This is a genomic window from Cellulosimicrobium sp. JZ28 (assembly GCF_015327065.1).
GTDB lineage: Bacteria > Actinomycetota > Actinomycetes > Actinomycetales > Cellulomonadaceae > Cellulosimicrobium > Cellulosimicrobium funkei.
This window is the reverse complement of record NZ_CP017660.1, coordinates 378,816-395,747: the sequence shown is the minus strand read 5'-3', so window position 1 is coordinate 395,747 and position 16,932 is coordinate 378,816. Positions and strand designations below refer to the sequence as shown.

Here is a 16,932-nt window from a genome sequence, read left to right as displayed (position 1 = left end):
TCGCCGTCGTCGAGACCACGCCTCTACCTCGGCAGACCAGGGCTCCACCTCGGCGGACCAGGGCTCTACCTCGGCACGACAGACCCCCGCGGGAACGACCCGCACCCGGTGCACCCCGCCGGTTCGCAGCGACGCGAAGGAGGTGGCTCAGGGATGAGCCCGACCGAGACCGACACGACCACGCGGGGTGGACCACCCGGTCCTCGCCGCACGGGCCCGGGCGGCCCGGCCGCCCGCCGGACGGGGGCCCGCGTCGTCGCGGGCCTCGGCGCCGGGGCGCTCGTCGCGGGCTGCGCGCTCGCGGCCCTGCCCGCGCAGGCCTCGCCCCTGGGCGCGACCGCCGCGACCGGCACGACGACGGCCCCCGCCGACGTCGCGGGCGTCACCGTGACGCCCGACCCGTCGTACGCGGGCGCGCCGTTCGAGGGCTGGGGCACGAGCCTCGTGTGGTTCGCCAACGCCACGGGCGGCTACCCGGACGAGATCCGCGACCGGCTCGCGGACATGGTGTTCGGCGACGAGGGCCTCAACCTCAACATCGCGCGCTACAACGTCGGCGGCGGGAACGCTCCCGACGTGCCGGACTACCTGCGCGCCGGCGGCGCCGTCGACGGCTGGTGGAAGGCGCCCGAGGGCACGACGCGCACCGACGTGGACTGGTGGGACCCCGAGAACCCGGACCACTGGGACGAGGACGCCGACGCGACGCAGCGCTGGTGGGTCGACCGCATCAAGGACGACGTCACGCACTGGGAGACGTTCAGCAACTCCCCGCCGTGGTTCATGACCGTGAGCGGGTACGTCTCGGGCGGGTTCAGCTCGACCGCGGACCAGCTCAAGACGGACAGCATCGACGACTTCGCGGCCTACCTGGTCGGCGTGACCGAGCGCCTCGAGGACGCGCACGGCATCGAGGTCGACACGATCGACCCGTTCAACGAGCCCAACACCAACTACTGGGGCACGCAGCTCGGCGCCGACGGCAACCCCACCGGGGGCCGCCAGGAGGGTGCCCACATGGGCCCCGCGCTCCAGGCGAAGGTCGTCCCGGCGCTCGCCGCGGCGCTCGAGGGCTCCTCGACCGACGCCGTGATCTCGGCGATGGACGAGACGAACCCCGGCACGTTCGCGACCAACTGGAACGCGTACCCGCAGGCGGTCCGCGACCAGGTGTCGCAGCTCAACGTCCACACCTACGGCACGGGCCAGCGCACGACGGTCCGCGACATCGCCAAGGGCGAGGACAAGCCGCTGTGGATGAGCGAGGTCGGCGGGAACTGGAGCTCGACGGGCCAGGACTTCGAGACCATGGAGTCGGGCCTCGGCAGCGCGCAGCACATCGTCGACGACCTGCGCGAGCTCGAGCCGAGCGCGTGGGTGTTCTGGCAGCCGGTCGAGGACTACGCCAACATGGCGCCCGGCGGCGAGAGCGCGAACGGCATGAACTGGGGCGAGATCCAGATCCCGTTCGACTGCACCGCCGAGGACACGCTCGAGACGTGCCCGATCTACACGAACACGAAGTACTGGGCGACCCAGAACTTCACGCACTACATCGAGCCGGGCGACTCGCTGATCCGCTCGGACGACGCGAGCAGCACGGCCGCGGTGTCGGCCGACGGCACCTCCGCGACCGTCGTGCACGTCAACGCCACGAAGGCCGAGCGCGCCGTGACGCTCGACCTGTCGAAGTTCGGTGCGGTCGGGTCCGATGCGACCGTCACCCCCGTGGTCACGAGCACGGCCGGCTACCTCGTCGAGGGCGAGCCGGTGGCCGTCACGCCCGGCACCGAGGACGGCGCCGGCCCGAGCGCGACGCTCGTCGTGCCGGCCGAGTCCGTGACGACGTTCGTCGTCGACGGCGTCTCCGGCGTCGCGGACGACGCCGCGCTCGTCCAGGACGGTCACGCCTACCGTCTCGACGGCGTGCAGGCGGACCGCTCGCTCGCGCCGTCGGCGTCGCGCACGGGCGTCGTGATCCGCACCGACGCACCGGTCGCGGAGCAGGCGTGGGAGCTCACGGCGCTCGGCGCCCCCGAGGGCTCCGGCACGCACCGCACGCGCTACGCCGTGACGAACGCGGCCACGGGCCGACAGCTCGCCGTCGCGGCCGACACGTCCGCCGTCCTCCAGGACGCGCCCGCCGACGTCGCGGACACCCCGCTCGCCGCGCAGTGGATCCTCTCGACGACCGGCGACGGCACCTTCACGCTCGTCAACGCGTCCTCGAAGACCCTCCTCGAGGTCGGCGGCCAGGCGACGGCGGACGGCTCGCGCGTGGGCACGTACCTCGCGAACTCCGGCGTGAACCAGCGATGGCGCGTGGTCGACGAGACGGTCCTCGGCACCGAGCCCGTCCAGGCGTTCACGACGCCGGGCACCGCGCCCGAGCTCCCCGCGACCGTCACCCCGGTCTACCGTGACGGGGCGCGCGGCGCGCTCCCCGTGACGTGGGACGTGCCGGACGACGACGCGTGGGCCGAGCCCGGCACCGTCGAGGTGACGGGCACCGTGGCCACGCCGACCGGCGGCGAGGTCGCCGCGACGGCGACCGTCGTCGTCGACGAGCTCACGTCCACGCTCCCCGCGCGCGCCAAGGCGTACGCGGGCGGCACCCCGACCCTGCCCGCGACCGTCACGGCGGTCGCCGCGGGCGGCGCGGAGGTGCAGCGCCCGGTGGTCTGGGACGACGCCCCGCGGGCGCGTACGACGCCGTCGGCGTCGTCGAGCTCACGGGCACGGCCGACGCCGGGGCGGGCGCCACGCTCCCGGCCACCGTCCGCGTCCAGGTGACCGAGGCGGCGTCCGCCAACGGCGCGCTCGCCGCGGGCACGACCGCGAGCGCGACGTTCACCGAGCCGGGCTACGCCGTCGGCGGCGTCGTGAACGGCAACCTCACCGACAAGGCGTGGTCGAACTGGGTGTCGGGCACCAAGCGGACGTCCGACACGCTCACCGTCACGCTCCCCGCCGACCGGGACGTCACGGGCGTCGTGACGCGGTTCTGGAAGGACGGGTCCAGCGCGAGCTGGGCGCAGTCCGTCCGGCTCCAGGCCCTCGTGGGCGGCACGTGGACCGACGTCGGCGCGCCCGTCACGGTGGACGCCTCGCCCGACGGCCCCGCGCCCGCGGTCGAGATCCCCGCGAACGTGCGGACGTCGTCCGTGCGCGTCGTCCTCACGGCCCGGGCGAACACCCACCTGGTGGTCTCCGAGATCGAGGTGCTCGCCAAGGTGCCCGGCAGGGGGACCGACGCCGCGGCGTCGGGCATCACCGTGGCCGGCGAGCCCCTCGCCGGGTTCGACCCGGCCGTCACGGCGTACGACGTGCCCGTCGCGGGCGGGGTGCCCGCCGTCGAGGCGGTCGCGCACGACCCTTGGGCGACGGTCGCGGTCGAGGCCGCCGACGCCGTCCCCGGCACGACGACGGTGCGCGTCACGGCCGAGGACGGCACGGAGCGGACGTACGCCCTGCGCTGGACGGCCGACGCCGGCGCGGCGCCGGTGACGGTCACCGCCGAGACGCGGTGCCTGGCCGGCAAGGTGTACGTCGCGGTCCGCGCCACGAACGACGGCGACGCGCCGCTCGACGTGGCCCTCGCGACGCCGTACGGCACCCGCACGGTCGCCGCGGTGGCGCCGGGCGCGAGCGCCTACCAGTCGTTCGCGTCGCGCGCGGCGTCCGTCCCGGGCGGGACGGCCGTCGTGACGGTCGACGGGTTCGCACCGCTCGAGGTCGCGTTCGACGCGCGCTCCTGCTGAGCCGTCCGGCCGCCCGGCGGCCGGGCCGGCGTCCTCCGCGACGCCGTCCCGGCCCGCCGGGCGGCCCTCGTCGTGCCTCCCCCGCGCCGCCCTCCGCGGCGCGGGAGAGGCACGTCACCCGATGATCGCGGCCACGCCGCGACACTGCCTCGCGTGCGTCGGCGGAGCCGCGTACCGTATCCCGGGTGCCCGGTACAGTGCCGGGACCGAGGAGGAGCCCACCACCGTGACCCCCACCACGAGCGGAGACGTCCTGACGACGGCCGGCGGCACGCGCTGGACCATGCGCGGCGAGATCGACGCCGCGGTCCAGGCCCGGCGCGAGGACGAGCTGCTGCGGCTCGCGCAGTCGGCCGACGGGCGCATCCACATCGACCTCGGCGCGGTCACCTTCATGGACTCGGGCGGCCTGCGCCTGCTCTACCACGCCGCCACGGCCGGCTCGGGGGCACCCGTGCTGGAGCGCGTCCCGCGCCGCGTCCGCGACCTGCTCGAGCTCAGCGGTGTCGCCGAGCTGTTCGAGCTCACCGACGACGCCGGACCTGCCGAGGACGAGGCGTGACCTTCGCCCACGCGGCGGTACCGCCCGGCTTCGTCGAGATCGGTGCCTGGCCGCTGCGCACGCTGGCGGACCTCGCCACCCTGCGGGAGGGCCTGCACCGCATGCTCACCGGCGCCCCGCTGCCCGCGGACCGCGCGCTCGAGGCCACGCCCGAGCGCGTCGTCCTCGTCGCGAGCGAGCTCGCGACGAACGCGCTGCGCCACGGCCTCCCCCCGACGCAGGTGCGCCTGCTCAGCGACGGGCGCGAGCTCGTCATCGACGTCGTGGACCACTCGCCGGACGTCCCCGTCATCGCGGGCCGGCGCTCGCCGGGCGCGGGCGGGTTCGGCCTCGTGCTCGCGCAGCGCGCCTCGACGGCCGTCGGCTGGTTCCGCGCCGGCACCGGCGAGAAGCACGTCTGGGCGCGCTTCGACGTCCCCGTCTTCCGCGGCGGTGCGGGCGTGCGCAGCGCGCTCCTCCCCGTCGGCTGACCCTCCGCCGCACCCGCTCCCCCGCCGCGACGCTCGACCCCCCGCACGCACGCGCCCCGGCGCGCGCCTCAGGCGTCCCGCCGCACCAGGAGCAGGGTCGCGTCGTCCGCGGAGCGCGGGTCGCGCGCGGCGGCCACGACGCCATCGACGTCGACCGTCCCCGGCTCCGCCGCGAAGAACGCCGCGAGCCGCCGCAGGCCGTCGAGGATCGACTCCTCGCGCCGCTCCACGAGCCCGTCGCTGTACAGCACGAGCGCGCCGCCGGGCGGCACCTGGACGTGCTGCGCGGGCGGCACGCGGTCCACGAGGCCGAGCGGCGGCACGATCGCGCTCTCCGTCCAGCTCGTGGTCCCGTCGGGCGCGACGACGAGCAGCGGCGGGTGCCCCAGGGACACGTGCTCGACGACGCCGGTCACCGGGTCCAGCACCGCGACGGCGATCGTCGCGACCTCGCCGGGGAGCGTCCAGCGCGCGACCTCTCCCAGCAGCGTCACCGCCTCGACCGCGGAGCCCGTGCTCACGAGCGCGGCCCGCAGCGTCGTCCCGAGCTGGCCCATCGTCGCCGCGGCCTGGAGCCCGTGGCCCGTCACGTCGCCCACGACGAGCGCGAGGCGCCCGGACGGCAGCACGAGCGCGTCGTACCAGTCGCCGCCCACGAGACCCGTGCCGGCCGACTCGTAGCGCGACTGCAGCGTCCACCCCGGGACGTCGGGCAGGAGCGCGGGCAGGAGGCTCCGCTGGAGCTCCTCCGTCGCCCGCACCGCCTTGCGGCCGCGCAGGTAGAGGGCCTCGACGAGGTGGCCGCGCAGCGACGTCGCGACGTCCGTCTGGTCCGACGTCCAGGGCACGCTGTGCCCGCGCACGACCTCGCGCCACCGCTCGAACGACTTGCGCGGGCTGAGCCGCACCGAGTCGTCCTCGCCGCGCGCGATCTCCTTGTTGTACGGGTCGCCGCCCCAGTCCACGTGCCGCAGGACCTCGTCGCGCACCCACAGCACGACCTGCCCCTCGGGCAGCACGATCCCGAGGACGCCCGCGACGTCGGGCACGAGCGCCGCGACGTCGGGCGCGTCCCGGTGCAGGGCGTCGGACATGACCAGGTCCTCGCCGTGCCCGAGGACCCACGCGACGAGCGCGCGGCACCCGTCCTCGTCGGGCACGTTGCCGACCGCGATGAGGCCGCCCTCCGCGACGACGACCGCGCCGTCGGCCCGCACGAGGCGGCGCAGCCACCCCGAGCGCGTCAGGGCGATGCCGATGGGGACGCTCTCGTCGCGGCTGTCCGCGGCGAGGTGGGCGAGGACGCCCTCCGCTCGCCGCACCTCGATCTCGCGCTCGTCCTCCGCCTGGGAGACGAGCCGGACGGAGAGCGCGGACCCGAGGAACTCCGCCGCGGTGCGGACCTCGAAGGGCGGCTCGTGCGGGCCGGAGTAGTGGTGGCACGCGACGAGACCCCACAGCCGGCCGTCGCGCAGGAGCGAGATCGACATCGACGCCCGCACGCCCATGTTGCGCAGGTACTCGAGGTGGATCGGCGAGACGCTGCGCAGCGTCGAGTAGGTGAGGTCGAGCGGCGCGCCCGTCGTGGGGAGCAGCGTCGGGACGATCGGCTGGGGCGCGTAGTCCACGTCCGCGATGAGCCGGATCCAGTTCTTCTCGTACAGCGCGCGCGCCTGCGGCGGGATGTCGGACGCCGGGTAGTGCAGCCCGAGGAACGCGTTGAGGTCGTCCCGGCGCGCCTCGGCCACGACCTCCCCGTTGTAGTCCGCGTCGAAGCGGTAGATCATCACGCGGTCGAAGCCCGTGAGCTCGCGCACGTGCCGGGCCGCGTCGTCGTACAGCTCGTCGAGCGTCGCGGCGCGCTCGAGGTCGCGCAGCGCCTGCCGGACGGCGAGGTAGGTGTTGGGGAACGTCAGCGGGCGCGCGCCCGCCGCGGTCTCGAGCTCGACGACGAGCACCGGCTCGGAGCCCGGGCCCTCCTCCGGCAGCGGCGGCCGGTGGAGCACGGCGTCGACGTCGAGCGGCCTGCCGTCCCAGCGGTCGAGGTGCAGGGTCACGGGGTTGCGCGTCGCGAGGTCCGCGCCGTCCGCCGCGTGCGCGAGCAGGTCACGCGCAGGTTCCTCGCCGAGCACGTCGGCGAGCGGCCGGCCCGCGAGCTCCTCCGCGGGGACGCCGAGGTGCCGTTCCACGTTCGCCGACGCCTGGAGCAGCACGCCGTCCGCCTCGCGGACCACCAGCAGGACCCCGCGCGGCTGGATCATGCCGGGGACGTGGATGGGCTCGCGGGCACAGTTGTCGAGGTCCACCGCCTCGCCGGGCGCGAGGAGCTCCGGCTCGTCGACCGTCCTGGTCACGATCCTCCGTCCGGGCATCACGTCCCGCGGACGGTTGCCGTACTACGGTCGGCGGACCACCTTGGCTCGAGGATCCGGAGACGCGTGCCTCAGGCTACCGCGCCCCACCGACCGTTCGTGCGCCGCGTCCGTGGAGGTCGGCGGGCGAGCCCCGTGAGCGACGCCACGGAACTCCGCGGTAGCGTCGTTCGTCGGACGAGCGGGAGCCCGGACCGCCCGCCCGGACCCCGACGACCAGAAGGTGACCCATGAGCACGACGACGACCCCCCTCCTGCGCGCCAGCGGCCTCGCGGCCGGTTACGGAGGCCCCGACGTCGTGCACGGCATCGACCTCGACGTGACGCCCGGCACCGCGCCGGTCGGGATCGTCGGGGAGTCGGGCGCCGGGAAGTCGACGATCGTGCGCGCGCTCGTCGGCCTCGTGCGCCCCACGGCGGGGCACGTCACCTACGCCGAGCGGACGGTCGGCAAGCTCTCCCGCCGGGACAAGAAGCAGTTCACGGCCGACGTGCGCCGCGTCTCCCAGGACGGCCTCGCCGGCATCGGCATCGACCCCCGCTGGACGGTCGACCGCACGCTGTCCGCGGCGCTCAAGGACGCGCGGCGCGCCGGCCGCCCGAGCGGACGCTCCGTCGAGGACCTGCTCGGCGACGTCGCGCTCGAGCCGCGCTACGCGCCGCGCACCGTGCAGTCGCTCTCGGGCGGCGAGAAGCAGCGGGTCGCGCTCGCCGTCGCGCTCGCGACGCGCCCCCGGGCGCTCCTCCTCGACGAGCCGCTCACCGCCGTCGACCCCGCGATGCGCGGCGACGTCGTGCGCCGCCTCGCCGACGCGACGACCGCGCTCGGCACCGCCGTGCTGCTGGTCTCGCACGACCTCGAGCTCGTCGAGCGGATGTGCCCCACCGTGCACGTGCTCGCCGACGGGACGTTCGTCGCGTCGGGGTCGCTGCGCGACGTGTTCGCGGGCACCGCCCCGGGCGCCGACCACCCGGCAGTCCGCGGCCTCGCGGAGGCCGCCCCGCTCGCCGTCCAGCGCTTCCGCTGACCCGCGAGGTAGAACCTCCCGACGCGAGGTAGAACGCCGCGGGCTCTACCTCGCGACCGGTGCTTCTACCTCGCGAGGACGGACTCGATGGTGGCCGACTCCTCCGGGGTGAGCGGGGGCGCCGAGAGGGCCGCGACGTTGTTCTCGAGCTGGCGGACGCTGCTCGCCCCGACGAGGGCGGAGGTGACGCGGTCGTCGCGCAGCACCCAGGAGAGGGCGAGCTGCGCGAGGGTCTGGCTGCGGGAACCCGCGATCTCGTTGAGCGCCCGGGCGCGCTCCAGGTACGTCTCGTCGAGGTTCTTCTCCGACAGGAACGGCGAGTCCGGGCGGGCCGCGCGCGACCCCTCGGGCGCCGACCCGGAGAGGTACCGGTCCGTGAGCAGGCCCTGCTGGAGCGGCGAGAACACGATGGTGCCGACGCCGAGGTCGCCCACGACGTCGAGCAGCGACTCGGTCTGCACGCCGTCGTACGCGTCCTCGTGCGCCGGGTCCTCGACGTGGCGGTTGAGCATCGAGTAGCTCGGCTGGTGGATGAGCAGCGGGGTGCCGAGGTCGGCGAGGATCGCCGCGGCCTCGCGCGTGCGCGCCGGCGAGTAGTTGGAGACGCCCACGTACAGCGCCTTGCCCTGCTGGACGGCGTCGTGCAGCGCGCGCATGGACTCCTCGAGCGGCGTGCTCGGGTCCGGACGGTGGTGGTAGAAGACGTCGACGTAGTCGAGGCCCATCCGGCGTAGCGACTGGTCGAGCGAGGAGAGCAGGTACTTGCGCGAGCCGCCGTCGCCGTAGGGGCCGGGCCACATGTCGTAGCCCGCCTTCGACGAGATGACGAGCTCGTCGCGGTACGCGCCGAGGTCCTGCGCGAGGTGCCGGCCGAAGTTCTCCTCCGCCGAGCCGTACGGCGGGCCGTAGTTGTTCGCCAGGTCGAAGTGCGTGATCCCGAGGTCGAACGCGCGGCGCAGCACCGCGCGCTGCGTCTCGAACGGGTTCACGTCGCCGAAGTTGTGCCACAGACCGAGCGAGATCGCGGGCAGGTCGAGGCCGCTGCGCCCCGTCCGCCGGTAGGTCATGGTGTCGTAGCGGTCGTCGGCGGCGAGGTAGCGCGGGGCGAGAGGCATGGGCCCATTGTGGCGCGCACCACCGACGCGACGCACCACGCGTCAGCGGGTCGTCAGCGGGTCGGGGTCTCCACGACCTGGCCCGCCCAGGCGAACCCGCCGCCGAAGCCGAAGAGCAGCGCGGGGACGCCCGCGGGGATCTTGCCCGCGTGCCACCACTTGGACAGCCCGAGCGGGATGGACGCCGCGGACGTGTTGCCGGACTCGACGATGTCCGTGACGACGACCTTCGACTCCATCCCGAGCGCCTTCGCGAGCGGCTCGATGATGCGCAGGTTGGCCTGGTGCGCGACGAGCACCTCGATGTCGTCGAGCGAGACCCCGGAGCGCTCCACGACCGTGCGCGCGCGCTCGGCGGCGCGCGTGATGGCCCACTTGAACACGGCGCGGCCGTCCTGGGCGAACTTCTCCTGCGGCGCCTCGATGAGCACGGCCGGGGTGAGGTCGGGCTCGGAGCCCCAGGTCACCGGGCCGACGCCGGGCTCGTCCGTCGCGCGCAGCACCGCCGCGCCCGCGCCGTCGGCGGTGAGGATGCACGTGCTGCGGTCGGTCCAGTCGGTGAACGCGGTGAGCTTCTCCGCGCCGATCACGACGGCCGTGCGCGCCGAGCCGCCGCGGATCGCCTGGTCGGCGAGGCCGACGGAGTGGGCGAAGCCGGAGCACGCGACGTTCACGTCGAGCACCGCCGGCCCGACGACGCCCCGCAGGTCGAGCTCGGACGCCTCCTCGGGCGTCGACTGCCCGGGCATGACGCCGGTGCGCAGGTGGTACGCGACGCGTCCCGCCGTGTTGGGCGAGCGGTCCGTCGCGGTCGCCGTGGCGACGACGACGAGGTCGACCTCGGCCGGGTCGACGCCCGCGTCGTCGAGCGCGTGGCGGGCCGCCGCGGTCGCCATGTCGGCGACGGTCGTGTCGTCGTCCGCGACGTGCCGCGTGACGATGCCCGTCCGCGAGCGGATCCACTCGTCGTTGGTCTCGACGAGCTGCGCGATGTCGTCGTTCGTCAGCGTCTTCTCGGGCTGGAAGTGACCGAGGCCGACGATGCGCGACCCGGCCGCGCCGGTGGCGGGAGTGAGCATGAGGACGATCATGTCACGCGGCCGCTCGTCGTCAGAACGCTTCGGGCGGGGCTCCGGGAGGTCGTGCGCCACACCCGTGACGTACCGTCGGGAGGTCCGCCGTCGTGCCACCGAAGGAGCCGTCGTGTCCCGTCCGCCGCTGCCCTCCCGTCTCGTCGAGATGCTCCGCCGCCCGAACGCCGCCGTCATGGCGACGGTGCGCTCCGACGGCGCGCCCGTCACCGCCGCGACCTGGTACGTCTGGGAGGACGACGGCCGCGTGCTCGTCAACCTCGACGAGTCCCGCGTGCGGCTCAAGCACCTGCGCAACGACCCCCGGGTCTCGCTCACCGTGCTCGACGAGAACTGGTACACGCACGTGACGCTCATCGGTCGCGTCGTCGAGCTGCGCGCCGACGAGGGCCTGGCCGACATCGACCGCATCTCGCGCCACTACACCGGCCACGAGTACGCGAACCGGACCGACCCGCGCGTCAGCGCCTGGGTCGAGGTCGAGCGCTGGTACGGCTGGGGCGAGGCGAAGGCCGGCGACGACGCGTAGCGCCGCGCCGCGAGAGACGGTCGCGAGAGAGGTGTCGATCTCGGCGACCGGGCTTCGTCGTCCTCTCGTACGGCCGCCCGGGCCGTGCGAGAGGAGGAGGCACGATGACGACGTTCCTGGAGACGATCCTCGCGGCGGACCGCGAGCACCCGCCGGACCGCGCGCGGTACCGTGACGGTCGACGCTGCGCCGGGGACGGGACGTCCGCCGCCGACGTCGCGTCCTCCGGGCTGACGGTGCTCCGCGGGCCCGCGGCGACGAGGGCGGAGGACCTCTGATGCGCTACCTCATGCTCGTGCTCGGCACCCCGGACGACCCGGGGCTGCCGCCCGAGGAGGCCGAGGCCGCGGCCCCGATCGGGGAGTGGGTCGGGCGGCACTACGGCAGCGGCGCCGCGGTGGTCGGCGACCGGCTGCGCCCCCCGGAGGACGCCGTGGGCGTGCGGGTCCGGGGCGGCAAGGTGCTCGTCACGGACGGGCCGTTCTCCGAGACGAAGGAGTCGATCGCGGGCTTCGACGTCCTCGAGGCGCCCGACCTGGACACCGCGATCGCCATCGCGTCCGAGCACCCCATGGCGTACGGCGGCGCGATCGAGCTGCACCCCGCGTGGCCGCTGGACCTCGGCGGGTCCTGACCTGCCGGCCGCGACGGACCCCGTCGAGGACGCGTTCCGCACCGAGTGGGGACGCGTCCTCGGCGCCGTCGCGCGCAGCACGGGCGACCTCGACCTGGCCGAGGAGTCCGCGCAGGAGGCGTTCGCCGCGGCGCTGCGGACGTGGGGTCGCGACGGCGTGCCCGAGCGTCCCGGCGCGTGGCTGACGACGACCGCGCGCCGCCACGCGATCGACGTCCTGCGCCGCCGTCGGGTCGAGGCGGAGCGGGTCGCGGCCGCGGGCCGCCTGGGCGAGCGCGTCGACCCGGGCCCCAGGGCGGGGGCCCGGCCGCGGACCCCGTGCCCGACCACGTCGCGCGCGGCCTCGACGACGACCCCTGGGACGCCGACGACCCGGACGGCGACCTCGTCCGCCTGCTCTTCACGTGCTGCCACCCGGCGCTGCCCGCCGAGGCGCGGGTCGCGCTCACCCTCCGGTCGCTGACCGGCATGACGACCGCCCAGGTCGCGCGCGCCTTTCTCGTCCCCGAGGCGACGATGGCGCAGCGCCTGGTCCGGGCCAAGCGCCGCATCCGCGCGACCGGCATGACCTTCCGCGTGCCGCCGGCCGCGCTGCGGGCCGAGCGCGTCGAGGGCGTCCTCGCGGTGCTGTACGTGCTGTTCACCGAGGGGTACGACGCGTGGGCGGAGCCCGCCGACGCCGTCGAGGGCTCGGCCGAGCGGCGCGCGCTCGCCGACGTCGCCGTCCGGCTCGCGCGGCTCACCGCGCGCCTGCTCGACGACGAGCCCGAGGCGCGCGGGCTGCTCGCCCTGCTGCTGCTCCAGCACGCGCGCCGCGACGAGCGCGTGGGCCCCGACGGCGTCACGCGGACCCTGGCCGAGCAGGACCGCGCACGCTGGCGGCACGACGAGATCGCCGAGGGGCTGGCCGAGCTGGACGCGGCGCTCGCCGTCGGGCGGCCCGGGCCGTACCAGGTGCAGGCCGCCGTCGCGGCGCTCCACGACGAGGCGACCGACGCGGCCGCGACCGACTGGCCGCAGATCCTCGGTCTCTACGACGTGCTGCTCGACCTCACCGGCTCGCCCGTCGTCGCGCTCAACCGCGCGGTCGCGGTCGCGGAGGTGCACGGCGCGGACGCGGGGCTGACCGCGGTCGACGCCGTCGCGGACGAGCCGGCGCTCGCGGGCTACCACCTTTTGCCCGCCGTCCGCGCCGAGCTGCTCGTGCGGGCCGGACGGCCCGCGGACGCCGCCGTCGACCTGCGCCGTGCGCTCGAGCTCGTCGACCGCGAGGGCGACCGCCGGCTCCTGGAGCGCCGCCTGTCCGGCCTGCCTCGCGCCAGATCGACCTAGCCGCCGCGAGACCCCTCGCGGGACGCGCGCGACGGTCCGCTCAGAGGCCCGTCTCGGCGTAGAAGCCCTCGATGTGGGCGCGCACCGCGCGGGCCGCGCGCTCGCCGTCGCCGCCCGCGACGGCGCCGAGCACCGCGCGGTGCTCGGCGCGCAGCCGCGCGGCGGTCCGCTCCCAGGACGGGAGCGCAGCGCTGCCCGCGGCGACGTACGACTCGATCGCGCCGCGCAGCCCGGTCATGACGGCCTCGACGAGCGCGTTGCCCGCGAGCCGCACGAGCAGCACGTGGAACGTCGCGTCGAGCTCGCGGAAGTCGGCCGCGGGCAGCGCCGGGTCGTCCATGCGGTCGAGCAGGGCGCCGGCCTCCGCGAGCGTCGCCGCGGCCTCGTCGTCTCCCGCGCCCACTCGCTCCCCCGCGGCCCGGACCGCCCACGTCTCGAGCAGCACCCGCGTCTCGACGACGTCGCGCACCGCGAGCGTCCCGGACGCGACGTGCAGGCGCACGGCCGCCCCCAGCCCGGCGGCGGGCCGGTCGACGACGGTGGCGCCGGCGTCGGGCCCGGAGCCCACGGCCGTGCGCACGATGCCCATGGCCTCGAGCACGCGGAGCGCCTCGCGCACGGAGGGGCGCGAGACGCCGAGCTCCTCGGCGAGCGCGCGCTCGGCCGGGAGGCGCTCGCCGAGCGCCCACCGGCCCGCGGCGAGGTCCGCCTCGATGCGGGCGAGGACGCGTTCGTGGGTGCGCACCCGCTCAGGGTAGGCGACCCCGGCACGCTGTGGTCAGACCACGCCGACCGCGTGGTCTACAGTGGACGGACTGTGGTCAGACCACAGCCGCGGCGCCTCACCGCGGCGGTCTCGGCAGGCGGCACGGACGCGGCCCGGCGAGACTGGACCGACTCGCCCTCCCCCGGAGCAACGATGCGCATAGCCCTCACCGCGACCTGCATCGGCGACGTGATGTTCCCCCAGGCACCGCGCGCCACCGCCCAACTCCTCGAGCGCCTCGGCCACGAGGTGTTCTTCCCCGAGCGCCAGGCCTGCTGCGGCCAGATGCACGTCAACACGGGGTACCTCGACGAGGCGGTCCCCGTGGTGCGCAACCACGTCGAGGCGTTCTCCCCCGTGCTCGACGGCGAGTGGGACGCGATCGTCGTCCCGTCCGGGTCGTGCACCGGGTCCGTGCGGCACCAGCAGGGCATGGTCTGCCGGCGCGCCGGTCTCGACGACCTCGCGCGCACCGCCGACGCGGTCGCCGCGAAGACGTACGAGCTGTCCGAGCTGCTCGTCGACGTGCTCGGCGTGACCGACGTCGGCGCCTACTTCCCCCACCGGGTCACCTACCACCCGACGTGCCACTCGCTGCGCATGCTCCACGTCGGCGACAAGCCGCTGCGCCTCCTGCGCGCGGTCGAGGGCATCGACCTCGTCGAGCTGCCCGCGGCGGAGGAATGCTGCGGGTTCGGCGGCACCTTCGCGCTGAAGAACGCCGAGACCTCGACGGCGATGCTCGCCGACAAGATGACGCACGTGAAGACGACGGGCGCCGAGGTCCTCACCGCGGGCGACGCGTCGTGCCTCATGCACATCGGCGGCGGCCTGTCGCGCATCCGCGCGGGCGTCCGCACGCTGCACCTCGCCGAGATCCTCGCGTCCACGAAGGACACGCCCGCCCCCGCCGGGGTCGGCCCGTCGACGCGCGGGGGTGCCCGGTGAGCCGCACGTTCCTCGGCCTGCCCGTCCGGCGCGGCGCGCGCACCCTGCCCGACGACGTCGCCCACCCGGGCGGGCACGGCACCTCGGCGGGCGCGGGGGCGGCGTCGGACGCGTTCGGCGACGTGCCGCACCCGGACGCCCCGCTGCGCTGGGGCGGGTCGTTCCCCGACGCGGCGCGCGAGGCACTCCAGAACACGCAGCTGCGGCGCAACCTCGCGCACGCGACGTCGACCATCCGCGCCAAGCGCGCCGCCGTCGTCGGCGAGGTGCCGGACTGGGAGGCGCTGCGCGACGCGGGCTCCGCGATCAAGACCGACGTCATGGCGCGCCTGCCCGAGCTCCTCGAGGAGCTGGAGCGCAACGTCGTGGCGCGGGGCGGCGTCGTGCACTGGGCGCGCGACGCGGACGAGGCCAACCGGATCGTCGCGGACCTCGTCAAGGCGAAGGGGGTCGACGAGGTCGTCAAGGTGAAGTCCATGGCGACGCAGGAGACCGGGCTCAACGAGGCGCTCGCCGCCGAGGGGATCGCGGCCTACGAGACGGACCTCGCGGAGCTCATCGTGCAGCTCGCCGACGACATGCCGTCGCACATCCTCGTGCCCGCGATCCACCGCAACCGCGCGGAGATCCGCGAGATCTTCCTCGCCCGCATGGGCGACGCCCCGCCGGACCTGTCGGACGTCCCGCGCGAGCTCGCGATGGCCGCGCGCGCCCACCTGCGCCGCAAGTTCCTCTCGGCGAAGGTCGCGATCAGCGGCGCGAACTTCGGCGTCGCGGACACGGGGACGCTGACCGTCGTCGAGTCCGAGGGCAACGGCCGAATGTGCCTCACGCTCCCGGAGACGCTCATCACGGTCATGGGGATCGAGAAGGTCGTGCCCACGTACACCGACCTGGAGGTGTTCCTCCAGCTCCTGCCGCGGTCGTCCACGGGCGAGCGCATGAACCCCTACACGTCCCTGTGGACGGGCGTCACGCCCGGCGACGGCCCGCAGGAGTTCCACCTCGTCCTGCTCGACAACGGGCGGACCGACGTCCTCGCCGACGAGGTCGGGCGGGCCGCGCTGCACTGCATCCGCTGCTCCGCGTGCCTCAACGTGTGCCCGGTGTACGAGCGGGTGGGCGGCCACGCGTACGGGTCGGTGTACCCCGGCCCGATCGGCGCGATCCTCACGCCGCAGCTCACGAAGTCCTCCGGCGGGCTCTCCGGCCACCACGACCCCAACGCGTCGCTCCCCTACGCCTCGACGCTGTGCGGCGCGTGCTACGAGGTGTGCCCCGTGAAGATCGACATCCCGTCGATCCTCGTCGAGCTCCGGGCGCGCGAGGTCGACGCCGACCGCGGCCGCCCCACCGGGTGGGGCGCCGCGATGAAGGCGGCCTCCTTCGTCATGTCCGACGCGCGCCGGTTCGAGCTCGCGGAGAAGGCGGCGGGGGTCGGGCGCCTGGTCGCCGGTCCGAAGGGCCGGATCTCGACCCTCCCGCCGCCCGCATCCGCGTGGACCCGCTCGCGCGACCTCCCGGCGCCCGCGAAGCAGACCTTCCGCGACTGGTGGCGCGACCGCCCGGCCGACGAGCCGCGCACCGAGGGAGGTGAGGGCCGGTGAGCGCGCGCGACGACGTCCTCGCCCGCGTGCGCACCGCGCTCGGCGGGTCGACGGCGGCGGGCGGCCCCGTGGCGTCGGGCAGCGTGCCGCGCGCCTACCGCGAGCACGGCGAGCTCGCCCCGGGCTCGCCCGAGGTCGTGGACGTGCTCGTCGACCGGCTCGTCGACTACCGGGCGCACGTGCACCGTGCCGAGACGGCAGCGGACGTGGCCACGGTCGTCGGCGACCTGCTCGCCGACGCGACGTCCGTCGTCGTGCCGGCCGGTCTCGACGAGGCGTGGCTCGCGGGCCTGGGCGCCGGGACCGCCGTCGTGCGGGACGCGCGCGACGACCCGCGCACGCCCGACGAGCTCGACCGCACGGACGCCGTCGTCACCGCGGCGCGCGTCGCGGTGGGCGACACCGGCACGATCGTGCTGGACGGCGAGCCCGACCAGGGCCGCCGGGCGATCACGCTCGTGCCCGACCTGCACGTGTGCGTCGTGCGCACGGACCAGGTGGTGCAGACCGTGCCCGAGGCCGTGCGCCTGCTCGCCGCGCACCCCGGGCGCCCGCAGACGTGGATCAGCGGCCCCAGCGCGACGAGCGACATCGAGCTCTCCCGCGTCGAGGGCGTGCACGGCCCCCGCACCCTCCACGTCGTCCTCGCCCCGCCGAGAGAGAGCCCCGGTCCGCCGAGATAGAGCCCTGGTTAGCCGAGATAGAGCCCTGGTCGGG

General features: G+C 75.4%; 16 protein-coding genes and 1 pseudogene. 13 read left to right on the top strand and 4 right to left on the bottom strand.

The features are described 5' to 3' along the window. Positions 1-153 precede the first annotated feature (153 nt). From BJP59_RS01835 to BJP59_RS01825, 4 genes are all read left to right on the top strand, one after another. Complete coding sequence (locus tag BJP59_RS01835) at positions 154-2,793, top strand: RICIN domain-containing protein (RefSeq protein WP_228485226.1); 2,640 nt, start codon at positions 154-156, stop codon at positions 2,791-2,793. Then, the gene (locus BJP59_RS19625; RefSeq protein WP_228485225.1) at positions 2,790-3,761 is read left to right on the top strand and encodes a discoidin domain-containing protein; all 972 of its coding nucleotides are present in this window, start codon (positions 2,790-2,792) and stop codon (positions 3,759-3,761) included. Before BJP59_RS01835 ends, BJP59_RS19625 begins: the two co-directional genes overlap by 4 nt. Before the next feature lie 226 nt (positions 3,762-3,987). After that, on the top strand, positions 3,988-4,323 hold the full coding sequence (locus BJP59_RS01830; protein ID WP_228485224.1) for an STAS domain-containing protein: 336 nt from the start codon (positions 3,988-3,990) through the stop codon (positions 4,321-4,323). Continuing rightward, a complete protein-coding gene (locus tag BJP59_RS01825) occupies positions 4,320-4,793 on the top strand; it encodes an ATP-binding protein (RefSeq protein WP_086149091.1) in 474 nt (157 codons plus the stop codon). Before BJP59_RS01830 ends, BJP59_RS01825 begins: the two co-directional genes overlap by 4 nt. Positions 4,794-4,861: 68 nt before the next feature. Here the strand turns inward: BJP59_RS01825 and BJP59_RS01820 are convergent, their stop codons facing one another. Beyond that, positions 4,862-7,147, bottom strand: a complete 2,286-nt coding sequence (locus BJP59_RS01820; RefSeq protein WP_228485223.1) for a SpoIIE family protein phosphatase — start codon at positions 7,145-7,147, stop codon at positions 4,862-4,864. Between the two features lie 248 nt (positions 7,148-7,395). Here BJP59_RS01820 and BJP59_RS01815 point away from each other — a divergent pair, with 248 nt between their 5' ends. After that, the gene (locus tag BJP59_RS01815; RefSeq protein ID WP_034656282.1) at positions 7,396-8,193 is read left to right on the top strand and encodes an ABC transporter ATP-binding protein; all 798 of its coding nucleotides are present in this window, start codon (positions 7,396-7,398) and stop codon (positions 8,191-8,193) included. Between the two features lie 65 nt (positions 8,194-8,258). On the opposite strand, the gene mgrA is transcribed toward BJP59_RS01815, so the two are convergent. Together mgrA and BJP59_RS01805 are read right to left on the bottom strand one after the other, a co-directional pair. Beyond that, on the bottom strand, positions 8,259-9,308 hold the full coding sequence (mgrA, locus tag BJP59_RS01810; protein ID WP_194522065.1) for an L-glyceraldehyde 3-phosphate reductase: 1,050 nt from the start codon (positions 9,306-9,308) through the stop codon (positions 8,259-8,261). A gap of 53 nt (positions 9,309-9,361) precedes the next feature. After that, positions 9,362-10,387 carry a beta-ketoacyl-ACP synthase III gene (locus tag BJP59_RS01805; RefSeq protein WP_163185755.1) on the bottom strand — a complete coding sequence of 342 codons (1,026 nt, stop codon included), beginning with the start codon at positions 10,385-10,387 and terminating at the stop codon, positions 9,362-9,364. Between the two features lie 124 nt (positions 10,388-10,511). Between BJP59_RS01805 and BJP59_RS01800 the strand changes: the two genes are divergently transcribed. From BJP59_RS01800 to BJP59_RS01785, 5 genes and pseudogenes are all read left to right on the top strand, one after another. Further along, the gene (locus BJP59_RS01800) at positions 10,512-10,928 is read left to right on the top strand and encodes a TIGR03618 family F420-dependent PPOX class oxidoreductase (protein WP_061266625.1); all 417 of its coding nucleotides are present in this window, start codon (positions 10,512-10,514) and stop codon (positions 10,926-10,928) included. 104 nt (positions 10,929-11,032) lie between these two features. Further along, positions 11,033-11,206 (top strand): hypothetical protein, encoded by a 174-nt coding sequence (locus BJP59_RS01795; protein ID WP_194522064.1) that lies wholly within the window; start codon positions 11,033-11,035, stop codon positions 11,204-11,206. Next, a complete protein-coding gene (locus BJP59_RS01790; RefSeq protein WP_194522063.1) occupies positions 11,206-11,562 on the top strand; it encodes a YciI family protein in 357 nt (118 codons plus the stop codon). The genes BJP59_RS01795 and BJP59_RS01790 overlap by 1 nt, the downstream gene beginning before the upstream one ends. Position 11,563: 1 nt before the next feature. After that, positions 11,564-11,734 (top strand): annotated as a pseudogene (locus BJP59_RS20265) (RNA polymerase subunit sigma-24); the annotation flags it as partial. Between the two features lie 146 nt (positions 11,735-11,880). Continuing rightward, positions 11,881-12,894: an RNA polymerase sigma factor gene (locus BJP59_RS01785; protein WP_228485222.1), complete on the top strand. Its 1,014-nt coding sequence runs from the start codon at positions 11,881-11,883 to the stop codon at positions 12,892-12,894. 40 nt (positions 12,895-12,934) lie between these two features. Here BJP59_RS01785 and BJP59_RS01780 read toward each other — a convergent pair whose 3' ends face one another. Then, positions 12,935-13,639, bottom strand: coding sequence for a FadR/GntR family transcriptional regulator (locus tag BJP59_RS01780; RefSeq protein WP_194522062.1), 705 nt, complete (start codon positions 13,637-13,639; stop codon positions 12,935-12,937). Positions 13,640-13,813: 174 nt separating this feature from the next. Here BJP59_RS01780 and BJP59_RS01775 point away from each other — a divergent pair, with 174 nt between their 5' ends. Genes BJP59_RS01775 through BJP59_RS01765 form a run of 3 tightly spaced genes read left to right on the top strand, consistent with a single transcriptional unit; the run spans position 13,814 to position 16,898 of the window. Next, entirely contained in the window at positions 13,814-14,608 is a 795-nt protein-coding gene (locus BJP59_RS01775) for a (Fe-S)-binding protein (RefSeq protein WP_194522061.1), read from the top strand. Then, on the top strand, positions 14,605-16,215 hold the full coding sequence (locus tag BJP59_RS01770) for a LutB/LldF family L-lactate oxidation iron-sulfur protein (protein ID WP_194522060.1): 1,611 nt from the start codon (positions 14,605-14,607) through the stop codon (positions 16,213-16,215). Before BJP59_RS01775 ends, BJP59_RS01770 begins: the two co-directional genes overlap by 4 nt. Further along, complete coding sequence (locus BJP59_RS01765) at positions 16,212-16,898, top strand: LutC/YkgG family protein (RefSeq protein WP_194522059.1); 687 nt, start codon at positions 16,212-16,214, stop codon at positions 16,896-16,898. The genes BJP59_RS01770 and BJP59_RS01765 overlap by 4 nt, the downstream gene beginning before the upstream one ends. Positions 16,899-16,932 lie beyond the last annotated feature (34 nt).